This window comes from Candidatus Bathyarchaeota archaeon (assembly GCA_026014585.1).
Lineage (GTDB): Archaea > Thermoproteota > Bathyarchaeia > Bathyarchaeales > Bathycorpusculaceae > Bathycorpusculum.
The window spans coordinates 33,285-55,883 of sequence record JAOZIA010000002.1 but is presented as its reverse complement, the minus strand read 5'-3'; the positions used below and the strand labels follow the sequence as shown (position 1 = coordinate 55,883).

The window sequence follows — 22,599 nt, the reverse complement described above, 5'->3', positions numbered from 1 at the left end:
CGGTTTTTATTTAGTTATTTACACTTCCACTTCAGAATAATCTCCCACATGCAAACGAATGGTTCTGTTCCGCTGGTTCCGTGTGACCTTCGCGTTTTTTCCAATCAAACTATCCTCTAAACGTTCTACATCCTTAATGGTGACATAATCCTGAATCACACAATACTGCACGTTAGAATTACTAATTACCGAACAATCGCCCACGCTCGTGTAAGGACCAATAAAACTGTTCTCTACAACCACGTTTTTGCCAATCACACATGGTCCTCGTATGGTGCTGTTGGTTATCTTTGCGGTTTCTTCCACTTTCACTCTGCCATCAACTGTGCTACAGGACAACTCGCCTTTCACGTCAGTTTGGACAAACTCGTCAAGGATCTTTGCATTAGCCGAGAGGATGTCATCTTTTTTGCCTGTGTCCAGCCACCACGAATTAAGTATTTCCGCTTTAACTTTTAGTCCCATGTTTATCATTTCTTGGATAGCGTCAGTAATTTCCAACTCACCGCGCCATGAAGGCTTAATCTTTTCAATTGCATCATGCACTTTGCTTGAGAAGAAGTAAGTCCCGATGATTGCGAGGTTGCCCATGTAGGTTTTTGGTTTCTCCACGAGCTTTAGGATGTTGCCTTCCTTGTCTAAAATTGCGATGCCAAAACTGGATGGATTCTCAACTGGTTTTAAAATAATGAGTGCATCAAGTTTTTCCTGCTTAAACTTCTTGGTGAATCCGCTTAAGCCCTGTCCCGTGACGTTATCACCAAGGCACATGATAAATGAGTCATCGCCTAAAAATTTCTCAGCCGTCTTAACCGCATGCGCCAACCCAAGGGGTTATTGAGGAATATATCTTACATTTAGGTTCCATGTAGCACCATCTTTCACATAATCCTCGACGTATTGCCCTGTTTCATGTGCGGTGATTATTCCAACTTTTTTGATGCTGGTTGATGCTACTTGGTCTAGAACATAGCCGAGGATGGGTTTGTTTGCTACTGGTATAAGCTGTTTTGCACAGGTAAACGTTAAAGGTCGAAGCCTAGTTCCTTTTCCGCCGCTGAGTACAAGCGCCTTCATGCAATCTAACCTCTGATACCTTCTGTTAAGGGCGAATTGCTGTTAAAGGTCTTTCGCTATTTGCCCTCTTTAGGATAGCCAAGACCTATGGCTCGAAACCGCATTTTTTCGCCAAACACCTTTGCGTCATAGATTCGTCTGCCGTCAACCAGAACTGGCGTTTTCATGTTAACAATGAAGTCTTCAGGTTCGAGTTGCTTGAACTCTTCCCACTCCGTAACCAACACCGCACAGTCTGCGCCGCAGAGACAATCCCTAGCAGATTTGGCATATGTGATTTTGTCGCCAAAAATTCCTTGGGCAACACCCATCGCCACGGGGTCATATGCTTTTACATCTGCGCCTTCTGTTAGAAGTTGCTCAACTATTGGAATTACTCGGGCTTCCCTCATATCGTCTGTGTCTGCTTTAAATGACAACCCCAATAGAGATACCGTTTTGCCCTTCAGTGGCGCATTTAGCAGTTCTTTGCAGAGCGTCACGGCTTTAAGTGGTTGAGTGTGGTTGACATTTTCCACTTCTTCCAAAAGATCTAAGGGGTAACCGAGCGATTTTGCTGCGGCGATTAAGGCTTTGATGTCTTTGGGGAAACATGAGCCGCCATAGCCTAAGCCCGCATTCAAAAACAGTCCGCCGATGCGTTTGTCCATGCCCATGGCTGCTGCTACGACTTTTACGTCTGCGCCTGGGATTTTTTCGCACAGATTTGCCATGGTGTTGATGAAGCTGATTTTTGTGGCTAGGAAGCTGTTGCTGGCGTATTTGATGAGTTCAGCGGTTGCGAGGCTGGTTCGGATTACTGTGGGTAGGTCTTTGCCGTAGAATGCTTCGTACAGGGTGGCTACTTGGTCGCCTGCTTTCTGATTATGTGAGCCAATTACGATGCGGTCGGGATGGAAGAGGTCTTCAAACACGTTGCCCTACCTCAAAAACTCAGGATTCATACATAAACCAAAATCAACACCCACTTTTTTGCCCGAAACCGCCTCAAGCGTACTTAGTACTATGCCCTGAGTGGTGCCTGGAACCACTGTGCTTTTGACGATAACCACGTGGTAGCCTGTTTTTTGTTTTAGGGCTTCTCCGATTTCCCGCGCAGCCATCTCGATGTATTTTAGGTCGATGCTGCCATCTGAGAGGCTTGGGGTGCCCACGGCAATGAATGTGAGGTCTGAATCAAAAATCGCCTGCTTGGTCTGGTTTGATAAGGCTTTAAGAGTGCCTTCTTTAATTGATTTATTTAAAAGCTCATCTAGTCCGGGCTCATGAAACGGCGCAATTCCATGGCTGATTTTTTCTGCTTTTTCAGCAATTGCATCTGATGCAGTGACGTTAAAGCCTCTGCTGGCAAACCCAACCGCAGTGCACAAACCAACATAACCAACGCCTATAACTGAAATTTTTGGAAACTTCAAAGCATACAAATCCTATATTGTGACTGATACAACGATTTTTTCTCACCTATATAAGGGTTTAAAGGTTCAGTTGCTCACCAAAAGGTATCTGTTTTGGTTGAAAAAGGTGCCAATAGACCCTCCTCTATCGTTTCTGCAATGAATTACTATTTGGAGCCTAATAGGCTGCTAATAGGAATGTAAAATGAACGTACGCCTTCCCAGAAAAACTATTCAACATTTGTTTTTTTCGATTTTTTGAAAATTAACAGCAACAGGATTGGACAAAAATAAGTTGGGCGGTTACTAAACTTAAAACAATTAATATGGCAACGGTAGCAGACTGTATTTTTTATTTACTTTGCCCATGTTGCAGCTTCAACTTTTTAGAGTTATAAGGTTTACCCAATTGTGGTTTCTATTATAGAGGGGAACTATAGGTGTGAAAGCCATTATTCTCTTAAAAGGCAAGTTTTTACTGTTTAAACATGTTTAAACTATTCATAGAGAAGTTTTATTTATGGTGCCCTTGTTTGGAGAGGGTTAACCCCTTTAAATGGAGCAAAAAATAATGAAACTAAGAACCTTAGATGTTGCAGTGATTGGTATTTGTTCAGCCCTTTATGCCGTATTTGGAATTTTAACCGCAAACTTCAATTTTCTGGGCATAGGATTTTTGCCTGCTGTAGTAATACCTGCAGTTTTTGCCGCACTGTTTGGTCCATGGGTGGGCGGATTTAGCGGTGCAATTGGCATCTTCGTAAGAGACATGTTTGTCCATGGAAATGCCGCTTTAAGCCTCATAGCCGGGGTTCCCGCAAACTTCATACTGTTCTTTCTAATTGGTTACATATCCTGTCGAAACATCAGCCTAAAGCAAGCCCTTGCAGGTGTAACGATAGCGGCTGTTGGTCTGCTTGTTCCTTCAATAGTTTTTCTGCCAGACTTTGTTTCATACACTGGCTTATCAGCAGAAACGTTCTTGCTGACTTTTGTTTTAACAATAGTTTTGAGCCTTGCCGCTATTGCTGTTGCTGCTTTCCGTTGGAAGGAATGGCGAAGTTACGCCATAGGCGCAGTGGTTGGACAAATTGCAGGAGGTCTTCTGCTTTCTGTTACTGTGTGGGCCATTAGTCCATATTTCATCTCGTTCTTCGGAGCACCGCTAGCTGCTTCTTTGATTCTGCCCATTTTTGTTTGGACGCTTGCCACTGAAATTCCATTCATTCTGCTTTTGGGGCCACCAATAATAAAAGCTGTTCACAAAGCATTTCCCTCTCTCCAATCCAGAAATAAAACAGTAAGAATAGGCGGAACCATTGACTAAAACAGCTAAAGCCTTCGCTCCTGGAGCAATCTCCAGCTTTTTTCAAATCAACGATTCTCAAAACGGCAAACCCCTAACTAACCCAGAAAAAATGGGTGCATGGGGCGGCGGCTTTGGTTTAGCGAAAGGAACAACCACCACCCTAACCATAGAAAAAACACAAAAAAGTAGCGTCAACGTTTTCATAAACCAAAAACCCGTAGCCCAAGCCTGCGCCACTCACAAAGTTGCAGAGAAGCTGTTATCTAAAATCTCTGAGAAATACGAGGTGACGATTGAGCATCAAGTTGAGTTGCCTATTGGTATGGGCTTTGGCACCAGCGCTGCGGGCGCATTAACTACCGGATTGGCGCTTTCAGATGCTTTGGGTTTACCTTTAACGGTTAATCAAATCGGCAAAATCGCACATGTCGTCGATATTGAATGCAAAACTGGACTGGGCACGGTGAGTTCTTTGACGTTTGGCGGAAAATGCATTCTGGTCACAAAGCCGGGTGCACCGGGAATCTGTCAAACAGACCAAATCCCCATAAGCCCAAAATACGTGCTTGTTGCTGGCTTTTTTAACACTAAAATCTCCAAGAACGAAATCTTTTCCAATCCACAACGCAAGCAAAAAATAAACCGCGTAGGCAAAAATACCCTCAAAAATATTCAAAAGGTTCCCTGCTTAGAAAATTTTCTTTCTTGTTGCTGGGAGTTCTCGGAGAAGTCGGGGTTTGCAACGGAAAATGTTCGGCGCTTGGCTGCTTTGGGATTGGATGCTGGCGGGGTTGGCTGTGCGCAGAACATGATTGGGGAGGCTGTACATTGTTTGGTTGCTGAGGAAAAGGCGGGTTTTGTGGCGCAAGCTTTTATGCAGGTTTTGCCTAAAGAGAACGTTATAGTTTCAAAGCTTGACGCTTTAGGTGTAAGACTGATAAAATGATGCAGTTCAAAAGAGTTGCAGTCGGCGGAACCTTTGATGAACTACATAGGGGACACAAAGCCCTACTTACTCGTGCTTTCGAAGTTGGCGGGCATGTGGTTATCGGTTTAACCTCTGACACGTTTGTTTCTAAACTGCACAAAACCCACCAAACTAGCCCTTACAATAAACGATTAAACGAGTTAATGGCTTACCTTCAAGCACAAGGGTTAGCAGATAGAGCTGATGTTGAAGCATTAAACGACCCTTTCGGTTCAGCAGCAACTGACAACAGCATTGACGCAATAGTGGTAAGCAAAGAAACCTATCCGATAGCAGAAAAAATCAATCAAAAACGCAAAAACACCAACCTATCCCCTCTCGAAATAGTAACTGTAGGCATGGTTCCAGCGGAAAATCATGTTCCAATTTCAACCACACGGATTTGCGGTGGCGAAATTGACCGGGAAGGGCACCTGCTGAAAACACGTGGGTAACTCGGTTTTTTGAGGCGTAAGTAGCGCGCGGAACCTTTTTTGAGTTTTTGTATCTTGATGTGGCTTGTTTTGGGTTGTTTTGGGTAAAAAAACCTGATATAATGTGTTAAACTTTATATGGTATATCTTGCTGTGTCGAGCCTGAAAATGAGTAGAATTAGTGAAGGCTTAGAGTATTACTTGCTGGTTGTCGGAGTTGGTTTAATAGCTGCCTCTGTTTCAACTAGCTTTTACCTTCTCTATCAGCAACTATGGAGCCTAACCGAACAAGCCTTAACCATCTCAGTATTCCTAATTGTTCCCCTGTCATTTCTGGCAATAGGCTTACCATATTTTCTGGTTAAACGCTTCGCAAAAAACAAAAACACTGGTTCAGGCACCCACACCGTGCTTGAAGCCTACCATTTAACAAACGGCGAAATCAACCTTGAGGATTCCTTAGTAAAACCCACCGCTGGAATGCTAACTATTGGCTTAGGTGGAAGTGCAGGTCCTGAAGGTCCCAGTTTGCTGGTGGGCGGCGGGGTTGCCTCTGCGATCGCAAGACGATTTAAAATTCACTCTGATTTGCGAAGACGCCTCTTTATTGCGGGTGCCGCGGCTGGATTGGCTGCAACTTTCCGCACTCCCTTGACGGGTATTTTGTTTGCTTTAGAAATTCCCTACAAAAACGATTTGGACAGGGAAACTTTCATTGAAGCTGTTGTGGCCTCTGTTCCAGCGTACCTGTTCTCAATAGCTGTATTGGGCAGTGAACCAATTTTTGGTCCAGTATTAACCACGGAGATAACTTATGACGCAATTCTGCTCTCTTTATTACTGGGCATAATTTGCGGTTTATATGCTGTGTTCTTCACCAAAACGTTTGCTTGGATGGGCGAGGTAAGCTTTAAAATAAGAAAAAAAGTCGGTAACGCGGGTCTAATTTGCATTGCAGCCTCTTTTTTGAGTATTTCAGGCATCTTGTCACTATACACCATCGGAGTTGGCTTAAACTTTACAAGTGCAATCATTCAGGGAACAAGCCTTAGCCTTCTTGCTGTGGTCTTAATTGTTTTGCTGAAAACTTTCGCGACATCCTTCACTCTCAATTTTGGTGGAAGCGGTGGATTATTCTTCCCAACAATTGTTATAGGCTCAGGCATAGGCTACATTTTTGCTCAACTTTTCAACGTAAACTATGCTGTAATGTTCGTAGCAGTGGGCATGGCCGCGCTGGTTGGAGCAACACATAAAGTCCTGCTAACCCCTGTTGCTTTCGTGGTGGAAACGTTAGGTGGACTTTTCGCTATACCCGCTTTGCTTGCTAACGTGGTAAGTTATGTAGTATCAGGAAAACACTCGTTCTATCCTCTTCAGCCTAGAACACGGCTAAAAGCTGAAGAGTTAGCTTTGGAGCGTTTCTTCCTTAGAGCCCAAAAAGTGGTGCCTGAAAAACTAAAGAAAACAACCCTGAAGGATACCATGACCCGAACACCTGTTTACCTTCATCATGGTAGCACTGTGAAGGATGCGCTGATTATTTTTGAAGACACAAAACTACGTGTTCTTCCAGTAGTGGACAATTTAGGACATGTAATTGGAGTGCTCAACTTGGAGGACATAGGCTTTATTGATGTTTCACGGCATTCCCTTAATCTATCCAAAACCATTCTGCATAGCCCCGTGCTTGTTAGAGAACAAACCAGTCTTGAAGAAACCGCCCGGTTAATGTTGGAAACTCAGCAAGACCATCTTTTCGTGGAGAATGATGATGGTTCTTTGATTGGTGTGGTTTCAGGTATTGATGTGGTCAAAAAAATCGTGGAGTTACTGTCTGGCTCTTAAATTATTTTTCCAATAACGTTGATTGGTTTAGGGATTAATGCTTTGAGATCTTCAAGTTTTTCAGGATTAACCGTAACCAAAACCACAGTGGCTGGGCCCGCAGTTTTCTCCAAATCCACCCCTTGAACCTCACTAAACTTTAACTGTTTACCAACAGCAAACGCCATCATCTTTGCTTCATTAGCAATCCCAAGACTACCAACCGCTACAATGTCATGTACATATTTCCTTTGCGATAGCGAAACCACATTTTTCAAATCAGCAATCTCACCGTGAACCTCCGCAGGAATCACCTCATCACCAACTTTAGGCTTACCAACCGCAACAACCAAGTCACCTGGCACAGTTTTTCCCAGTCGTAGCTCGTTTTCGTTTGCAAACCCAATCACCGTTAAGCCCGCACCCGTCTGCACGGTTTCAAAATTGTCCTCTGTGTTTTCCAGCAAAACCTGATTAGGCTCCAAACCCAGAACCCGTGTCTCTCTGCGTATGCCCTCTAAAATTTCGTTTCCAGTCGGTTCCTGCTCAACACCCAAAGTGACTGAAAGCAAAAGGGGGAAGGCTCCCGTTGCAGTAACATCCATCAATGCGACTCTAGCCAAAAATTTGCCTAAGACTTTGCCGTCAACCTTGACTTTATCCATCATTTTTGGTTCAACCGCGCCAGACGAGGTGGAGCCCACAACAACTGCGTGCCCCGTGGGGACTTTCATGATTGATACGTCACCTCTTCGAGTGTAGACTATTTGGGCGGGTTTGATTTGGAAGCTTAGGGGTCGTAGCATGGTGCCCGCGTTTTCCATCAGGTGTAGGTAGACGGTTAATGCTTGGCGCATGATTTCTGAGCGGCTTAAACTGTGTTTTTCAGATAGCGTGTCCACTTCTGAGAGTAGTTTGTCTGGTAAACGGACATTAACAATTTTCATAATTATTTCAGCTCGCGCGCGTGTGGTTACTAGCATAAAACTCCTAATAACATTACCGTTAAATTCTAAAAATAACCGTTGCTTTGTCTTAAGTTGTTCATAGTTTTAAGGCCTGAGAAATGGCTTGTTAGTATACATTAATCTGTTAGAACTGTATCTAAATTTACATGGTTGGAAGCCTATTTAAGAGTGAAAAACACAAACGTTATATTCATCGTACAATAAAAAAAAACCGAGGGAAGCCTAAAATGAGGAACAAGCTAATCGCGTTAAGTATAACTGTCTTATTAATTATAAGCTCACTGAGTTATATCGCTGCATTTACCCCAGCTTCAGCAGCGGTTGGTCAAGGAAGCTGGATAACCAAATACACAATTTCTGATTACAACACTGGTCAAGTCATTATTGACAGAGACTTTCAAGCTAATACAATAAGTGGTACTGGCTCAATTATTGATGGTGCCACAATAAAAGTTGCTGTAACCATAAAAATTTCTGTTAATAACCCTTCAACAAGCTTAACTTTAAGCACAGAATTAACTAAATCTTCACTTGATCATCTTTGGGAACAAACCAACGGTTACCCCTTAGGTTCAGGTTATAACCCAAGTTCGCAATCTTTCTCTTTCCCTGAAACTGCAGGAACCTTAACGTTGAATTGTATAGGAAAAGCATCTGGGAAAGTTGCTCAAACCTATGGTGATGTAACCCTTCACAAAGCAGTTCCAATAACCGTTATCGCATTAAAAGACCCCAACGGCGCAACTCTTGATGCTGTTCAACCAAAAATAACTGATGCAAAAATCGACCAATACAACAACCTGCTAGGTCAGGCACAATCCACCTATAGTTCACTGCAAAGCCAAGGTGTCGACGCATCTTTCTTAGCAATGTACAATAGTGTGATTCAGCAATCTCAGGAAGCAGCTAACGCCGGGTTAGCTGATACCGCGATAGCAATGCTAAAAAGCCTAAACATTTCTGCTCCACCAACACAGCTTATGCAAATGTTATTCCTTCCATTAGTTGCAGTGTTCGCAGTCATTGCGGTTCTTTTTGCTTTCTTGTTCTTCCGAAACAGAGGCAAAGCCAGCTACATCAAAATGATGGTTGAAGATCAAATCAAGGATTTAGAAGGGCTAAGTATGCGTGCACAAAGAATAGACCGAAACTTAGCTGCAAACTTGGCAAACATCAAGCAACGTTTAGAAGATTCCGTAGGTGCCGATGAGGACCAAGGATATGATGAAGGTTATGATGATTCAAGAGGATACGGCGGAGGATATAGATATTGAGAATATACCAAAATAGTGTTCAAGTCGTTGGGCTTGGTTCAGCAGGAACCAACATTGTCGAAGCTTTCATGAACAACCAAAAAACAATGGACTTACTAAAACATGACATTACCAGAATTTCCCTATTAGCCATCGACATTGCTGACCCTGAAATTAGAAGTCTTCAAGAAAACTATGAATCCTTAATGAAACAGATGGTAAAATCAGGCATCCCCAAAGAACGCCTACGTCTTGTGGCGCAATCAGTAAAGTTCCCAACCGCCGAAGCCATGTTTGATTTCATCAACATAAAATACAACGAATACCTTGTCGGCGAAGGAGCCAAAATCCAAGAGTTCATCCCCTGGCTCAATTCAACAATGGCTATTCCTCCAATGGCCGGTGGCGCTGGCAGACGACGAGCGCTTGCAAAAGCCATTTACGCCCTTAACTATTACCAGCTTGGCATAATCAAAAGCAGCATAAACGTCTTCAAAGAACAAGCCCTCTCATCAATCATGACGCCCACAATCATTCTGGTTTACGGTTTAGGAGGAGGAACCGGCAGCGGCTTATTCTTTGACTTCGCAAGGCACCTGCGAAAAGTCCTCGGCTCAGGCGTCCCAATAATCGCTTTTGTTATCACTCCATGTGGAGGCGATGACCCACCAGCAAAAGGTTGTTCCGCTTTCACAGCGATGAGCGAGCAAGCTTTGATTCTTAACAAGGATTATAACGAGTTTGTCTGCAAAGAGTACGGTGACTTTTACCGTAACCCATTAAACGCTCTAATTTACCTGCCGTTGTTGCCTGCATTCTCTAAAGTTGGCGACATCGTAACTGCAAGGCATGAGCTTGACGAGATGGTCGTTGATATGCTCTATGTGCTTATGGATTTTGACTTGGCAGACCTCATGGGCGGCATCGGAACAGAAGTAGGCTTAACCAACAATTATGCTCACACAATTGGTCTCTACAAAGTTATCTATCCAGTAGACAATTACATTTCAGCCTTCAAACTAAACTTTGAAAGCCTAATGCTTATGCATGACCACCGCCTCGAAAAACTTGACGTAATGGATGAAATCTTTAACATTCTACAAGTAAACTATGGCTTAATCCGGCAGCTTTACATGAACTACCTCATCCAAACAGGCACGTTTGCTGAGGAACAGTTCGAGGACAAGTTGCGTTCACTGGTATTTAGTAATCCACGCTTAGAAGACGACTTAGAACTGCACGTTAAAGGCATAGAGTTGCAAGCTAAATCTTGGATGAGTGACCTGTCAAGGTATTTGTCAACAATAAAGATGATGGGCAAGATTGGTCCAGTTGAAGAAGCCATCATTGACTTGACGCTTCATAAGGAAGGCTCAAGAAAAGTTGACAACTTAGAATCTCTTGTAACAAACCTGACAAAGACCCACCTTGAATTCTCTGACAAGAAAGCAGACATATGCGACAGACTACGCCAGTTAATCCCAAGCTCACAAGTATTCACGCTACGCCAAAAAATCATCCTCGAAGACTTTATCAACATAGTTGAACTCTCCGAAAAATCCTTAGACATCCTCAAATTCTACGATGAAACACGCTACCTTGCAGAATCACTTGAACGATTCTACGAAGTTCTCCCAGAAGCGGAATTCCAACTAGCCGAAATCCGAGACATCAAATCTGAACTTGCAACAATTTACCTGCTCATCCAGTTAATGCTTCGTACACCTCAAGACGAAATCAAAATGATTGACGAGCACTTAGCATACGTTAGCGGAATTATTTCCAGACGTATGGAACGCAGAAGTGACCAGGAAAACGAGGTTATCCGCGTCCAAGAAGGCAAACGCCGCAAAGAATTTGACCGCATCAAATTTGAACGTGAACAAAGAAAAACATTTAGCAACAAACGTTACGCCCGCGAACAACTGATAAACATTGACCGCCAACTAAAACGCATGGACGAGGAAGAAGCAATCGTTCTGGAGGACCTACAGAAAGTCGATGACACTTTAATGTTCTATGACATGCTCTCCAAACGTTTCGAGTTGGTTGCAGATTACCGCAAGCGTCTAGCCAAAATCGTTGAAATCAACAAGGATTATCAAGAAAAAATGGCTGAAATCGTCAAGCCAAAGAAGTACTTTGAAAAATGCTCTGAACTAACAGAAACCGAGCAGATGAGAATAGTCTTTAAAATACTCAAAGAACAAGAAGAAACCCTCACACCCGAAGTCATATTCAAAGACATCCTTGACATGGACCACTACAAAGACTACCTCAAAAGCGTCGTACGCGTCTTTAAGACCCCAAGTGTCATGGGTTTCAAGCCAATCTACAAAACCGACTACATCTGGGTAACAATCACTGCGCCACCTCGAATGTGGACTGATGACATGTCACAGGAAGTGTACGCTTCACTTGCAGGCTACGTAACCAGTGAAGTTTCAAGAACCATCACTGTGCGTGTTGTCGATTCAAGAGATGCATGGACAACCAGAATTCTAGTGGTTGGCGCAAGAGGACGACCAGAAGACCTTGAAGCATACGACGAAATGCAACTGCTATACCAGAAATCAAGCGACTTCGAACGACACCTATCTCGCTCGTACCTGCTTGAACACGGAATCAGCGCAGCACAAGTAATCAAAGACATAAACAATGAAAACGGCAAATAAAAAAAATAATTAACTACTGAGGAGTTTTTGGCTCCTCATTTCCTAAATTTTCAACATTTTGCGTTTCTTGTTCTACCTGATTTTTCTTTTCTGTTTCAGTTTTTTCTGGTTCTGTTGAAGCTACGTTTTCAACTTGTGTTTGTTCCTCTATCCATTCTGGTTCCTGCTCAGTTTTGGGTTCTGCTTCAGGGACAAGTTCCGCGGTTGTTGTTTCTGCCTCAGGTGTCTCCGTAATGATTGCTTCTGTGGCTTCTGGTTCCTGTTTTTCTTCAACAACAGTTTCCTTTGTGTTTTCTTCAACGGGTTTTTTTGCTCTTGTTTTTCTGGTTCTTCCTGTCGGTTTTTCTTGTTTTGTTCTGTTTCTTTTAGGTTCTTCTTCTGTTTTCTCCTCTGGCTCTGTAGCTTCAATTACTGGTTCTGATACTGTCTCTATTTCAGGTGTGCTTTCAATATTTTTAATGATAGTTGCTTGCTCAGCTTCTTCAAGGGGCATAATTATAGTTGGATCCTCTTCCACGATTTCTGTTTCTGGCTCTGGTGGCAGGGGAATTTCTGGCGGTGGCGGGTCTTTGCCTGTAATTTTGTAAGTCATGCCTAACCATTGATTATCAGTTATGAATTGTTCTTTAACCGCTTTGTCTTTCATCGATTGGACTGTTTCTTCTATGGGCGCAAACATTTTTACAAGGTCAAAGCCGCCTACTAAAAGTGCAATGTCTATTCGGTCATTTTCTTCTTCAACATAGACTGGTTCAGTTACCATAATTGTTTGTATGTTAGCTAAGTTTTTGAAGCAGTTCGCTATTGCTAACTCAACTTTTCCCTGCGTAACTTTTTCTTTAAGGCCTAAAGGTATGCGTACAATTGCATAGATTATTTTTGAATCCGCCAAATCATAAGTTAAAAGAGGTTTTAACAGGGTAGTGCTAATCATGTTTTCTATTGAACCATAAATCTGCAGGCTTGCCCCCGTAGACAGCAGAACAGTGAACATTTTGGAGTCAAACAGTTTGGCTAATTCGCTTACTTCTTGCGCAACTTTGTCTTTAGATAGCAGCAGTTCCATAAAGTAATTGGTGACGCTGTTGCCTGTTATGACGCTGCCGCTTCTGTCTACTCCAATGTAGCTTTCAAGGTTATCTCGGTTAACAAGTATAACTGTTGTCAAATCTTTGGAGGCACATGTTCCAATGGATGCTACCATGTTAAATTGGCTATCCATAGGCTGAACCTGAGATGGCAACAACGCTATCGCAACCGAGTTTACATTCAATTCTTTTAACTGTAAAACTAACATCGGCAAAAGCGCACTTCCCATGCCATCCCATGTAGAAGAAACTATAATGGCTGTTTTTAGTTTCTCTATCTGTTGCTGCTTTAGGCGTGACGCAATTCTGTTGCCTGACTTTGCAACGTTAAACCAGAAGTGTGTATCTGCCTTGTTTAAACTGATGGTGTTGCTGATGAAATCTTTTGCGGCTGGGTTCCATTTAACAATGTCTTTGCTTGATTTGCTGATGAATAGGGGTAAAACGTTATTTTTACTGATGAACGGGGCGTTAAGAATAATCTTGCCAGGGTATTCACTAATGCTGACAATAGCTTTCCTTGGCGAACTTAACTGGCTTCTGGCAATTTGGCTGAGGTCTTCAATGCCATCTGAGACTGTTTCTGCCTTTTTTGACATTTTTTCTCGATAAGCTTAAGAGTGTATTAACAAAATAAGGTTTTAGGTAAAAGAATTGGAACAGGGGCTAAGCCAGACTAAGAAAGAAAAAAAGTCACGTTTCAAGATTGGACTCCGCAAAAAAAAGCAACCTAAAAACCAAGAAATCGAGCCAATGCCTCTGAAATTATTCACGCTCGTTTTAACGCTTGTAAGCATGGCTTTGGCTATGTCTTTTTTGCAAATGTTTCCTCAGCCTTTGCCGTTGGTTTTGGCTGGTTTAATTGCTTTTGGTGTTTATAATAATCCCCGATTGGGCATGACTGTTGGCGGTCTGCTTATCGGGTTTGGTTTAATTTATCACTTAGCTACAGTTGATTTTATCGCATCATTGGGCGGCACAATTACGCGTGTTGCTTTCGTGGCTATCTGGATTGCTTTGTTTATTATTTTTCCCCTGTTTGTCGATAAACAAAAAACTGTTATCGCTTTAGATTTAGGAATTATAGCTTCGATGGTGTTGTTTTTCTCAGGATTTTACTTTTTGGCAATACCCTTAATTTTAGCCTCTGTCGTCTTTTTTAAACGTAAATCACTCTTAACCTTAGGTTACTACGTTATAATTACCGTCCCACTTCAAATCGTGCAGTACTATACACATATCCTTACCATCACCCAGAGCGACTGGTGGACGGTGTCTGGTTCTGCCCCAACAGTATTTGTGCCTTTAACCTCAGTTCTTTCCAGCTCACAGCAAGCTATGGATCAGTTCAGGTTGTATGACACTTCAAAAGTTGCAACCACAATTATGGACCAATTAACAAACAATCCCGTCTCAGTTGAGAGACCTTTATCTGCAGCTTTCAGGCAGTATCTTGATTCTTTTCCCGGTATCATACTTTTTATAATAATCATTGTCGGTGTGGCAATTGCCTTAATCTATTTATCAGGTATTTTGATGGAAAGAACTAACCTGGTCTATGCAGACAGGCTTTTTATGCCTTTGATGGCTTCAATTATTGCTGCATTATTCTTTATCTTCTTAAATGTCCTGCAGACTTCTTTAGCATACACTGCTGTAGATGCGCCGTCAACGTTTATTTTGGCTGCAATAGCAACGCTTCTGTTGACTGTTCCCGTGTCTTTTCTGACGTTTTCACCTAAAAAATTAGCTACCCTTGACATGATTAAAGAGCGAACAGCACAACTTTCTGACAAGCATGGTTACATTGAATCTCAAATTGTTGATGTCAGAAGTAATCTTCCAGTTGCTATTGGACCCGCAGAAGCCAAAGCTACTGTATTGCGTGATAAAATTGACGAGGTTAATGGTAAAACGCAGGGTAATTTCTATAGGGCTACCGATTTAGATGGGGTTTATGATGACCTAACCTATAATGTTAACCCAGTTATTGATGATGTGGAAAACGAACTGCACATTTCCTTAATAGAGTATCAAGCCTTGGCAAACACTCAATATACTGCTTGGATGACAAAACTCAAAGACATCGGCTTAGAATTCAAAGTTAAAACGCCACATGCCTTCTACGCTGAGTTACCTGTGGATGCTAAAGTACAAAGCATAAAAGAAACTCTAGAAAATGGGCGCGCTCTAACCTCTGAACTAATAAAAACAGTTGACCCAATATACAATGTTGTACGAAACCTCTACGATCCCACACTTCCTAAAGAGTGCCCTGCAACACTTTATGCAACCAAAAAACTTGAAACCAAAGAACCCTGGCTTGGCATAGATGCAATGTATGGTGCCCTCAACAATTGGCGAAGACAATACAAAGATGAAATTTCCCAATCTATCGAAAATTTGGAGAGATCTTTAGACCCCATAATTGCATTAGGAAACCGAAGCGCAAGCTTAGCGCCATTGCTTGGCAATGATTTGTCCAACGTTTTAGGTTACGCCAAAAAGGCTGACATGATAAAAACACAGGCAGAACAAAGACCCTTAAACATCCTAAGTTTGCTTAGGCTAAAAGAGTTAATGGATAATTTCCAAGAAATATCCCGTGACCTCTTCAAGGTTTTTGACCAGAAACTGACAACTGAACAGCAAGAAATCGAGGCGTTGTTACCTACATCTGCCTATCAATGGGAGAAAAACGCTAACTTACACGAGCGTATGTCAAATGCACTGCGGGTTTTGTTCAATCCGAACTGCGGCGTTAATGAGGTTATGGATGAGCTTCCCAAATACTATAGTTACTTAACCGAAATAGAAGACACTTTGAAAGCTTACCGAATCCGCAAAGAGTTCCTGCTCAACTACCCCATGGCTGAACGGGTAATTCTGGAACAACTAAAACACAAAACCACTGTTCCCCCATCTGACTTGCCCTTTGCCCCAAAATTCGCCGCTGAATACCTATACGTGTTCTACATAAAAAATTACCCCGAATACCATTTGGATAAAGAAAAAACAGTGCTCACCAAAAGACCCCCAGAAACCCCAAATACTCCCTTTAACAACTAAAACCTTTACAGCTGGTTTTGGGGTACATCAAAAATTTTGAACCTTATTTCAGGCTGGCTTAACTCAATCATTGTTAATTCTATCTTTGTTGTTTTAGCCTCAAAATCTTGAATTTCACTTTTGACAACAACAGCTTTTCCTGAAGCTTTCGAGAGAATACATGCTATAGCACTGCTTTGTAGGCAACCGATTAACTCGTGAGTTCTGGGAAGTTTTTGGGTTTCCCGGCAGATATCATTTAGCATGCTGCCTTTAAGGTCAACTGTTACTCGGTTGCCTTCCATTTTTATTTCTGCTTCCCGTGCAAGCTGCATAGTTTCAACCATAAGCTTGGGAAAGGTTCTCTCTACATAGCCCATGTGAGTTTTAGCAAAAGGTATACCTGTCTCTTTTTCCATCATCTGCGTTAAAGCTAAGCCAGGTGGGGTTACGTAGATTCCGTTTTTGCGGTCAGTTATGAGTTTATCGTTTATTTCTTCCGATTTTGGAATTTGGGTTTTCCCTTTAGGAATAAAAACTGTGCTTGATTGTAAATCACTTAAGCTTTCAGGGGGCATATAGTACCCCTTTTCGGTTAAGTTCAATTCGACAAGAACCCGTTCCAGATTACTTGAACTTGTATTTGCCAGCGCGTTGAGCATTGTGATAGGTACATGTTTGGTGGGTTTAATGTAAAATAAAATAAGACTCCAGAAAACAAGCGTCACACCACAAATCACCAGAAACGATGACGCATAAAATGCCGAGAGAATAACTAACGCTAAACCAATGGCAAACATTGCAATTGTAGCTGTTTGAACAAGGTTTAGTCTGGCTTTTTTTTGCATGTGGCATCGCTTAGGGTTGTTGTTTAATGTTTAATTTTTTGGTTATTTATCTCTTTATTATTATTTTTTAAAATAATTAATCGCATGTTTCCTGCAGTTTTTATTTGTTTCACGTTTATGCACTGTTTTTGCTGGAAAGCATACTTCCAGTTCTGTATCCTTCAGCGTCAACTGTTACATACCTAAAACCCAACACCTTAAGCTGTGTTGTGATCTTATCCAAAATTTTGTTTTCAAAAAGCAGTTTCTGCTCAGTTTTCTCAACTTCTATCCTAGCCAACCCATTATGGTCACGGACACGAAGCTGCCTCACACCTGCAATTTTTTTTATTACCTGTTCTGCTTTTCGGATTCTCTCCAGCCTCTCAGCAGTAATTTTTTCGTTGAACGGAATCCTTGAAGCTAAACACGCATTAGATGGCTTATCCTGAACCTTCAGTTCCAACTTTGTGGCAATCTGCCTTATTTCCTCTTTGGAAAAGCCTATCTCAACCCATGGTGAATAAGCATAGCTTGTTTCTTTTACTGCCTGGAATCCTGGTCTATGCCCTTTCAAGTCGCTGATGTTTGTGCCTTCAAAAACTACTTCAAAACCCAATTTTTCAGCAACTTTTTTCAGTTCAGCCAATAATGCTTTCTTGCAGTAATAACAGCGGTTCTCAGAGTTTTCAACAAAATTTTCGTCATCCAACTCATTGGTTTTAACAACTATCAATTTGATGCCGATTTCTCTTGCTGCATCTTTTGCCTCTTTTAGCTCTTCTGTAGTATACGTCGGTGACTGCGCAGTAGCAGCCACAGCTTTTTTGCCTAAAACTTTATGGCACACAGCCGCCAGCGTTGAGCTGTCCACTCCGCCTGAAAAAGCCACAACTGCTCCGCCTTTGCCAGTTTTTTTGATGTACTCTTCAATGTTAGCGATTTTCTTTTCCAGTTTGTTCATGGATTATTCCTTGGTTTACAGGTTTTTCTTTGCGTTTTCTGTTGCGAGTTCCATGAGTTCTCTTAGGGGTGTTCTGGTTTTTTCTGCCAGTTTCTTTAGGTCTTCATATTCGGGTTTGATGCGGATGATTCTGCCCTTTTGGTCTTTAGAAATCTTCACCCTCACAGTTTCCAAGTTGCCCATCAAAAGCAAATCTACACTGCATACCTCGCGAGCTATGATGTGTCTTTGACAAAAATGCACTCTTACCCCCAAAGTGCCTGTTTCATTAATCAAAACTTGTGAGAGGCGCTGTGCGTCTTTTTGCTCGGCAATAACTTTGATTATGTGTCCTGGCCTGTTCTTTTTAGTGAACATTGGAATCACGCTAACGTCTTTGGCTCCTTCGCTGAGCAGCTTGTCAATGGTGTACCCGATGATTTCTCCTGTGGCATCATCAATGTTTGTTTCTAAAACAGCGATTTCGTCCTCAAAAATTTCCTTCGCTACTGGATTACCCAGTATAAACCTCAACACTGTGGGCATCTGCTCAAACTCCTTGGTTCCCGTACCATAACCAACACGTAACGGAACAAGCGAAGGATAAAAGGGGGTAACTTCATCCACTAAATTAACCAAAATAGCTACACCCGTCGGAGTTGCAAGCTCAGCCTCAATTGGTCCACCATGAAACGGAAAATTCTTCGACTGCAAGATAGCCAAAGTTGCAGGAGCAGGAACCGAAACGATACCATGAGAAAACTTTATGATTCCTCCACCAACCGCCAAGGGTGTAGCATAAATTTTTGCATCAAACAAGCCCAAATCATCTGCAGCAACAGCCACACCAAGAATTTCCGCGGCAGTATCAACCAAAGCTACCTCATGTAGGTGTGCGTCTGCAAAGGAGGTTTTATGCAGGTTTGCCTCTACCCCACCAAGTGTTCGGATGGTTTTGGATGCAAACTGTCTGGCTTTATCTGTCAAGTTAAGGGTGCTTGCGGTTTTTTCTACTATGTCAATGAGTTGGTTGCCGTGGCGTTTGTTGGCGGTTTCTGAGGTGGTGTCGATTTGGGTGGCTTGGAATTCGCCGCGCATTACCTTGCCTGTTTTTATTTGGATATTGCTGTAACCATACTCGGGTTTTTCCAGAGATTTTATGGAGTAAACAACTTTGTCTATGTTTGCTCCAAGGTCTATTAGAGCTCCAAGAATCATGTCTCCTGCAACGCCTGAGGCTTGGCAATCAATTAGCAGAATTTTATTGTTTTCAATCATTTTCATCACAAAAACCGCTTATTCAGGCAAGCCATAACAAATATATGGTTAAGGCATTTTAAGTATTAACTGTTTATGTTTTCCATCAAAGACGTTCTATGTAAAGTTGCTGCTGGCGAGCTTTCTCTTGAAGATGCAGAAAAAGCTCTAAAATTGCTCTCCATTGACGAAGTCGGCTGTTTAGCCAAACTTGACGGCAATCGGGAAATCAGAAAAGGTGTTCCTGAAATTATTTTAGCTGAAGGCAAATCCCCATGTGACGTAGCTGAAATATCAGCTAAAATGATAGATAAGACAGGCAGAGTCATAATCAGCAGATGCAACGGAGCACATGTGGAGGCAGTCAAAGAACGATTTGGCGCCGATGCGCTGGTAACGGTTAATGATAAAGCCAAAATGATAGTGCTTAAAAAACAAGATTTTACCCAAACTGCAAGCGGCGGGCGTGTTGGTCTTTTAACGGCTGGAACCTCCGATGTTGCTGTAGCTGAGGAAGCACGCATAATCTGTGAAGAAATGGGTTGCACAGTTTTTTTCACCTATGATGTGGGTGTAGCTGGGATTCACAGGTTAATTGAACCAGTAAAAGAGCTGATTCAGGCGGATGTTGATGTGGTTGTGGTTGTTGCGGGGCGAGAGGGCGCGTTAGCGACAGTTGTGGCAGGTCTATTTGATGTTCCAGTGGTTGCGGTTCCCACATCTAATAGTTACGGGTTTGGTGAGAAGGGTCTTAGTGCGCTTATGGCAATGCTTCAGTCCTGCTCACTAGGTTTGGCAGTTGTTAATGTTGATGGCGGTGTAGCTGCGGGTGCGATGGCTGGTTTGATTGCTAATCGAGCTGCAAAATTTAGAAAGGGTTAACTTGTTATTTGGGTTAGCAGAGTAACTCGGTTTTTTAGGATGCTGATTAGTTTTTTTGTGTCTTCGATGTAGGCAAGTGTTAGGTTGAGGGTGTTTTGGTCGGTTTTGCAGGTTGCGAAGTTGAATTTTGCGCTTGCGGTTAAGAGTTTTAGTTCGTCGTCGATTTCTTCAAAGATGCGTGCGACTTGTCTTTCTTTGAAGAGGTTGTTTTGTGTTTGTTGTTGGTTGTTTGTGTCCATTTTCGCACTTTCTATGTGTTTTATGTTGTGTATGTGTGGTGACTCTAATATTTAAGTAACACGATTATTAATAAAAGTATTACTGTTTATTGATGGTTTAGAATATACAGTTAAAGTCTTAATGTATTTTTCAAAAGATTCAAAGTCAAAAAACAGATGGTGAAGTGAAAACCTTTAGAACCAGAATGTTGTAGCATTATTATCACAGTTGTGAAAATATGGAAAAAGTTTGGGATGAACTAAAAAAAATCGAGGCACAAGCAGGACAAATCAAGCTTGACGCCCAAACTAAATCCCAAGAAATAGTTGCCGTTGCACAAAAGGAAGCCGAAAAACTTGTTGCAAACAGTGACACATACGCCCAAGAGGAAGCCCAAAACCTCTACAACAACGCGGTAAAGGAAGCCAACAAAAACCGTGAAGAACTCCTAAAGCTCAACCAAACCGAAGCTGAAAAACTTCAGGCTCAAGCCGAAAAAAAGCTTTCAAAAGCAGTTACTGTAATCGTTAATGGTGTTCTTGGAGAAAACAAAGTTTGACCCAAACCAGCCGTTACGCAAGCGTTCTCGCACTGATTGGAGCCGAGCGTAGCAGGATTCTTTCCGAATCAAAAATAAAAGCTTTAGCAGAAAACATGAGCTTATCCGAGTTTGCGACGCAGTTGCATGACACGATTTATCAGGAAAAAATCAGCAAACTTTCCCTGCCTCTTACCAGTAGAAAACTTGAGCGAGCTTTTAATGAAACCCTGCTTGACACTGAAATAAAAATCATCAAAAAATGCCCCAAACAAGCAGCAAACTACCTTTCAATGTACCTTCTCAAAGTTGAAGTTGAAAACATTAAAGCCCTAATAAAAGCTACTGCAGCAAAACAAAACCCTGAAGAGAGAGCTTCAAAAATTTACGTTTCCGTAGAGCATTACTTCAAAAACCATGCCTTAATAGAGGATGCAGCTAAATCATCTGATTTGCAATCGCTTGTGGTGTCCTTGAAGGGTTCGCCGTTTTATTCTGCTTTGCGTTTTGGGCTGGAGTTTTTTGAAGAGACTGGTTCCACAGTTGGTTTTGATGTGCATTTGGATAAAGAGTTTTATGAGCGGTTTTTTGAAGCGTATTGTGCTCTTCCTAAAAAGGAGCAGTCTTACGCTAAAGTCTATGCAATCATGGAGTATGACGGTTACGTGTTACTTTCGCTGTTACGTGGCAAATATTTGGGGTATGGTAGTAACTGGTTAAGGTTGGCGGTTCCAAACAAAACTTTTAACCTCTCCAAAGATGTCCTTGAAGACATCATATCAGCAGAGGATTTTGATTCAGCTCTTAGTCTTATGCAGAAAACTGAGTACAAAAAATTCTTCTCTAAAGCCGCTACTCCTGAAGAGGCGGTTTCTAATGCTGAGCGCAACTTCAAGTCAGCAATTCTGGAGGATGCAAAAGGCAGACGGATTGGGAAACTATTCAACATTGGTGTGCCTCTATCTTTTATGGTGCAAAAACAAGTGGAAGCTCACAATCTCTCCATAATTAGTTTGGGCATAGAGGGCGAGCAAAATCCAGAGGACATTTTGCATCACTTGAACCTGATTGCTTAGCGGGTTCGGGAAGCGCTGGCTGTTTGGCTTATTTGTGCTCTCTTAGCCTATGCGTTTCCAACATACTAATAGCTTGAAAAGTCGCCATTAGTACCCCCCTCTATATGTTTTCTGCATGAGTTGACTATTAGGCTCCAAATAGACGGCAAATATGTGATGGTTGGTTAGAGAAGAAAAATGGTTTCGTGCAGGACAAAAAACTGCAGAGTTCCAAAGGGACAGTAGGGTTTATTTTTTGGGTTCTAAAGTTTGAGCCAGAGTAGGATACCCATAATTAAACCGTAAATTGCAAGAGCTTCAGCCAGCGCCACGATAAGGAAGCTTCTGAAGAATGTTTCAGGCTTCTCGGCAAGAGCGCTCACTGCAGCGCTGCCAACTGATGAAATTGCAAGACCAGCAGCAATACCTGTTAATCCCACGGCTAATCCAGCGCTTAAAGCTAAGCCTATTTTGTCGTATAGTGCACTTTCAACAACGTCGGTTGTGGATTCTTGTGCAGGAGAGACATTTATCGCAAAAGCGATGCTTGCAACAGACATTACTAATATGGGAAGAACAAGCAATATTAAAGCATATTTAAGCTTCAATTTTATTCAAACCTCAGTAAACAAAACACAACAGTTTACTAATATTAACTTTTTTCTTTGAAATATCTTAAAAATGTATAATTTAGCCCCCGATAGTTTCGCCAAGGGCTTGAGCGTCTTTTTTTATTTTTTTGATTTTTTCACGAATATCCTGCATTGCTTGTTGAGATAAAAATTCGATGTTTTGATTGAAGCTTTGATAGTCAACTAATAGTTTATCACTTATCAAT

Annotated in this window: 20 protein-coding genes and 1 pseudogene; 10 read left to right on the top strand and 11 right to left on the bottom strand. The window is 42.0% G+C overall.

Annotated elements, in window-relative coordinates:
* Positions 1-18 precede the first annotated feature (18 nt).
* From NWF01_00410 to NWF01_00400, 3 genes and pseudogenes are all read right to left on the bottom strand, one after another.
* Positions 19-1,077 (bottom strand): annotated as a pseudogene (locus NWF01_00410) (glucose-1-phosphate thymidylyltransferase).
* A 56-nt stretch (positions 1,078-1,133) separates the two neighbouring features.
* Complete coding sequence (locus tag NWF01_00405; GenBank protein MCW4023485.1) at positions 1,134-1,991, bottom strand: nucleotide sugar dehydrogenase; 858 nt, start codon at positions 1,989-1,991, stop codon at positions 1,134-1,136.
* A gap of 6 nt (positions 1,992-1,997) precedes the next feature.
* Complete coding sequence (locus tag NWF01_00400; protein MCW4023484.1) at positions 1,998-2,492, bottom strand: hypothetical protein; 495 nt, start codon at positions 2,490-2,492, stop codon at positions 1,998-2,000.
* A gap of 550 nt (positions 2,493-3,042) precedes the next feature.
* Between NWF01_00400 and NWF01_00395 the strand changes: the two genes are divergently transcribed.
* From NWF01_00395 to NWF01_00380, 4 genes are all read left to right on the top strand, one after another.
* Positions 3,043-3,798, top strand: a complete 756-nt coding sequence (locus NWF01_00395) for a hypothetical protein (GenBank protein ID MCW4023483.1) — start codon at positions 3,043-3,045, stop codon at positions 3,796-3,798.
* Positions 3,791-4,726 (top strand): hypothetical protein, encoded by a 936-nt coding sequence (locus NWF01_00390; protein MCW4023482.1) that lies wholly within the window; start codon positions 3,791-3,793, stop codon positions 4,724-4,726. The genes NWF01_00395 and NWF01_00390 overlap by 8 nt, the downstream gene beginning before the upstream one ends.
* Entirely contained in the window at positions 4,726-5,202 is a 477-nt protein-coding gene (locus tag NWF01_00385; GenBank protein ID MCW4023481.1) for a phosphopantetheine adenylyltransferase, read from the top strand. The genes NWF01_00390 and NWF01_00385 overlap by 1 nt, the downstream gene beginning before the upstream one ends.
* A 147-nt stretch (positions 5,203-5,349) precedes the next feature.
* A complete protein-coding gene (locus NWF01_00380; GenBank protein ID MCW4023480.1) occupies positions 5,350-7,029 on the top strand; it encodes a chloride channel protein in 1,680 nt (559 codons plus the stop codon).
* Here NWF01_00380 and NWF01_00375 read toward each other — a convergent pair.
* Entirely contained in the window at positions 7,026-7,955 is a 930-nt protein-coding gene (locus NWF01_00375) for a ribbon-helix-helix protein, CopG family (protein MCW4023479.1), read from the bottom strand. The two genes, NWF01_00380 and NWF01_00375, sit on opposite strands and share 4 nt — an antisense overlap.
* Before the next feature lie 248 nt (positions 7,956-8,203).
* On the opposite strand from NWF01_00375, the gene NWF01_00370 reads away from it, so the two are divergent.
* Positions 8,204-9,250: a hypothetical protein gene (locus tag NWF01_00370; GenBank protein MCW4023478.1), complete on the top strand. Its 1,047-nt coding sequence runs from the start codon at positions 8,204-8,206 to the stop codon at positions 9,248-9,250.
* Positions 9,247-11,904, top strand: a complete 2,658-nt coding sequence (locus NWF01_00365) for a hypothetical protein (protein MCW4023477.1) — start codon at positions 9,247-9,249, stop codon at positions 11,902-11,904. Before NWF01_00370 ends, NWF01_00365 begins: the two co-directional genes overlap by 4 nt.
* Before the next feature lie 13 nt (positions 11,905-11,917).
* Here NWF01_00365 and NWF01_00360 read toward each other — a convergent pair whose 3' ends face one another.
* Complete coding sequence (locus NWF01_00360) at positions 11,918-13,591, bottom strand: hypothetical protein (protein ID MCW4023476.1); 1,674 nt, start codon at positions 13,589-13,591, stop codon at positions 11,918-11,920.
* Positions 13,592-13,646: 55 nt separating this feature from the next.
* Here NWF01_00360 and NWF01_00355 point away from each other — a divergent pair, with 55 nt between their 5' ends.
* On the top strand, positions 13,647-16,061 hold the full coding sequence (locus NWF01_00355) for a hypothetical protein (protein ID MCW4023475.1): 2,415 nt from the start codon (positions 13,647-13,649) through the stop codon (positions 16,059-16,061).
* A gap of 5 nt (positions 16,062-16,066) precedes the next feature.
* Here the strand turns inward: NWF01_00355 and NWF01_00350 are convergent, their stop codons facing one another.
* The 3 genes from NWF01_00350 to larC form a co-directional block, all read right to left on the bottom strand.
* A complete protein-coding gene (locus tag NWF01_00350; protein MCW4023474.1) occupies positions 16,067-16,888 on the bottom strand; it encodes a hypothetical protein in 822 nt (273 codons plus the stop codon).
* A 115-nt stretch (positions 16,889-17,003) separates the two neighbouring features.
* Positions 17,004-17,831 (bottom strand): ATP-dependent sacrificial sulfur transferase LarE, encoded by an 828-nt coding sequence (larE, locus tag NWF01_00345; GenBank protein MCW4023473.1) that lies wholly within the window; start codon positions 17,829-17,831, stop codon positions 17,004-17,006.
* A 15-nt stretch (positions 17,832-17,846) separates the two neighbouring features.
* Positions 17,847-19,094: a nickel pincer cofactor biosynthesis protein LarC gene (gene larC / locus NWF01_00340; protein MCW4023472.1), complete on the bottom strand. Its 1,248-nt coding sequence runs from the start codon at positions 19,092-19,094 to the stop codon at positions 17,847-17,849.
* A 69-nt stretch (positions 19,095-19,163) separates the two neighbouring features.
* Here larC and larB point away from each other — a divergent pair, with 69 nt between their 5' ends.
* On the top strand, positions 19,164-19,949 hold the full coding sequence (larB, locus tag NWF01_00335; GenBank protein ID MCW4023471.1) for a nickel pincer cofactor biosynthesis protein LarB: 786 nt from the start codon (positions 19,164-19,166) through the stop codon (positions 19,947-19,949).
* On the opposite strand, the gene NWF01_00330 is transcribed toward larB, so the two are convergent.
* Complete coding sequence (locus tag NWF01_00330) at positions 19,946-20,188, bottom strand: hypothetical protein (protein MCW4023470.1); 243 nt, start codon at positions 20,186-20,188, stop codon at positions 19,946-19,948. The genes larB and NWF01_00330 overlap by 4 nt on opposite strands.
* A gap of 218 nt (positions 20,189-20,406) precedes the next feature.
* On the opposite strand from NWF01_00330, the gene NWF01_00325 reads away from it, so the two are divergent.
* Positions 20,407-20,727 carry a hypothetical protein gene (locus tag NWF01_00325; GenBank protein MCW4023469.1) on the top strand — a complete coding sequence of 107 codons (321 nt, stop codon included), beginning with the start codon at positions 20,407-20,409 and terminating at the stop codon, positions 20,725-20,727.
* Positions 20,724-21,782 (top strand): V-type ATPase subunit, encoded by a 1,059-nt coding sequence (locus NWF01_00320; protein ID MCW4023468.1) that lies wholly within the window; start codon positions 20,724-20,726, stop codon positions 21,780-21,782. The genes NWF01_00325 and NWF01_00320 overlap by 4 nt, the downstream gene beginning before the upstream one ends.
* Before the next feature lie 242 nt (positions 21,783-22,024).
* Here the strand turns inward: NWF01_00320 and NWF01_00315 are convergent, their stop codons facing one another.
* Both NWF01_00315 and NWF01_00310 read right to left on the bottom strand, forming a co-directional pair.
* Positions 22,025-22,369 (bottom strand): ATP synthase subunit C, encoded by a 345-nt coding sequence (locus NWF01_00315; GenBank protein MCW4023467.1) that lies wholly within the window; start codon positions 22,367-22,369, stop codon positions 22,025-22,027.
* Between the two features lie 82 nt (positions 22,370-22,451).
* On the bottom strand, positions 22,452-22,598 hold the full coding sequence (locus NWF01_00310; protein ID MCW4023466.1) for a hypothetical protein: 147 nt from the start codon (positions 22,596-22,598) through the stop codon (positions 22,452-22,454).
* Position 22,599: the final 1 nt, after the last annotated feature.

Excerpts from the sequence above, each read along its gene's own strand:
- NWF01_00395 (MCW4023483.1), top strand. The coding sequence starts at position 3,043 with ATGAAACTAAGAACCTTAGATGTTGCAGTGATTGGTATTTGTTCAGCC.
- larE (MCW4023473.1), bottom strand. The coding sequence starts at position 17,831 with ATGAACAAACTGGAAAAGAAAATCGCTAACATTGAAGAGTACATCAAA.
- NWF01_00385 (MCW4023481.1), top strand. The coding sequence starts at position 4,726 with ATGCAGTTCAAAAGAGTTGCAGTCGGCGGAACCTTTGATGAACTACAT.
- NWF01_00325 (MCW4023469.1), top strand. The coding sequence starts at position 20,407 with ATGGAAAAAGTTTGGGATGAACTAAAAAAAATCGAGGCACAAGCAGGA.
- NWF01_00330 (MCW4023470.1), bottom strand. The coding sequence starts at position 20,188 with ATGGACACAAACAACCAACAACAAACACAAAACAACCTCTTCAAAGAA.
- NWF01_00350 (MCW4023474.1), bottom strand. The coding sequence starts at position 16,888 with ATGCAAAAAAAAGCCAGACTAAACCTTGTTCAAACAGCTACAATTGCA.
- NWF01_00375 (MCW4023479.1), bottom strand. The coding sequence starts at position 7,955 with ATGAAAATTGTTAATGTCCGTTTACCAGACAAACTACTCTCAGAAGTG.
- NWF01_00370 (MCW4023478.1), top strand. The coding sequence starts at position 8,204 with ATGAGGAACAAGCTAATCGCGTTAAGTATAACTGTCTTATTAATTATA.
- NWF01_00380 (MCW4023480.1), top strand. The coding sequence starts at position 5,350 with ATGAGTAGAATTAGTGAAGGCTTAGAGTATTACTTGCTGGTTGTCGGA.
- larC (MCW4023472.1), bottom strand. The coding sequence starts at position 19,094 with ATGAAAATGATTGAAAACAATAAAATTCTGCTAATTGATTGCCAAGCC.
- larB (MCW4023471.1), top strand. The coding sequence starts at position 19,164 with ATGTTTTCCATCAAAGACGTTCTATGTAAAGTTGCTGCTGGCGAGCTT.
- NWF01_00360 (MCW4023476.1), bottom strand. The coding sequence starts at position 13,591 with ATGTCAAAAAAGGCAGAAACAGTCTCAGATGGCATTGAAGACCTCAGC.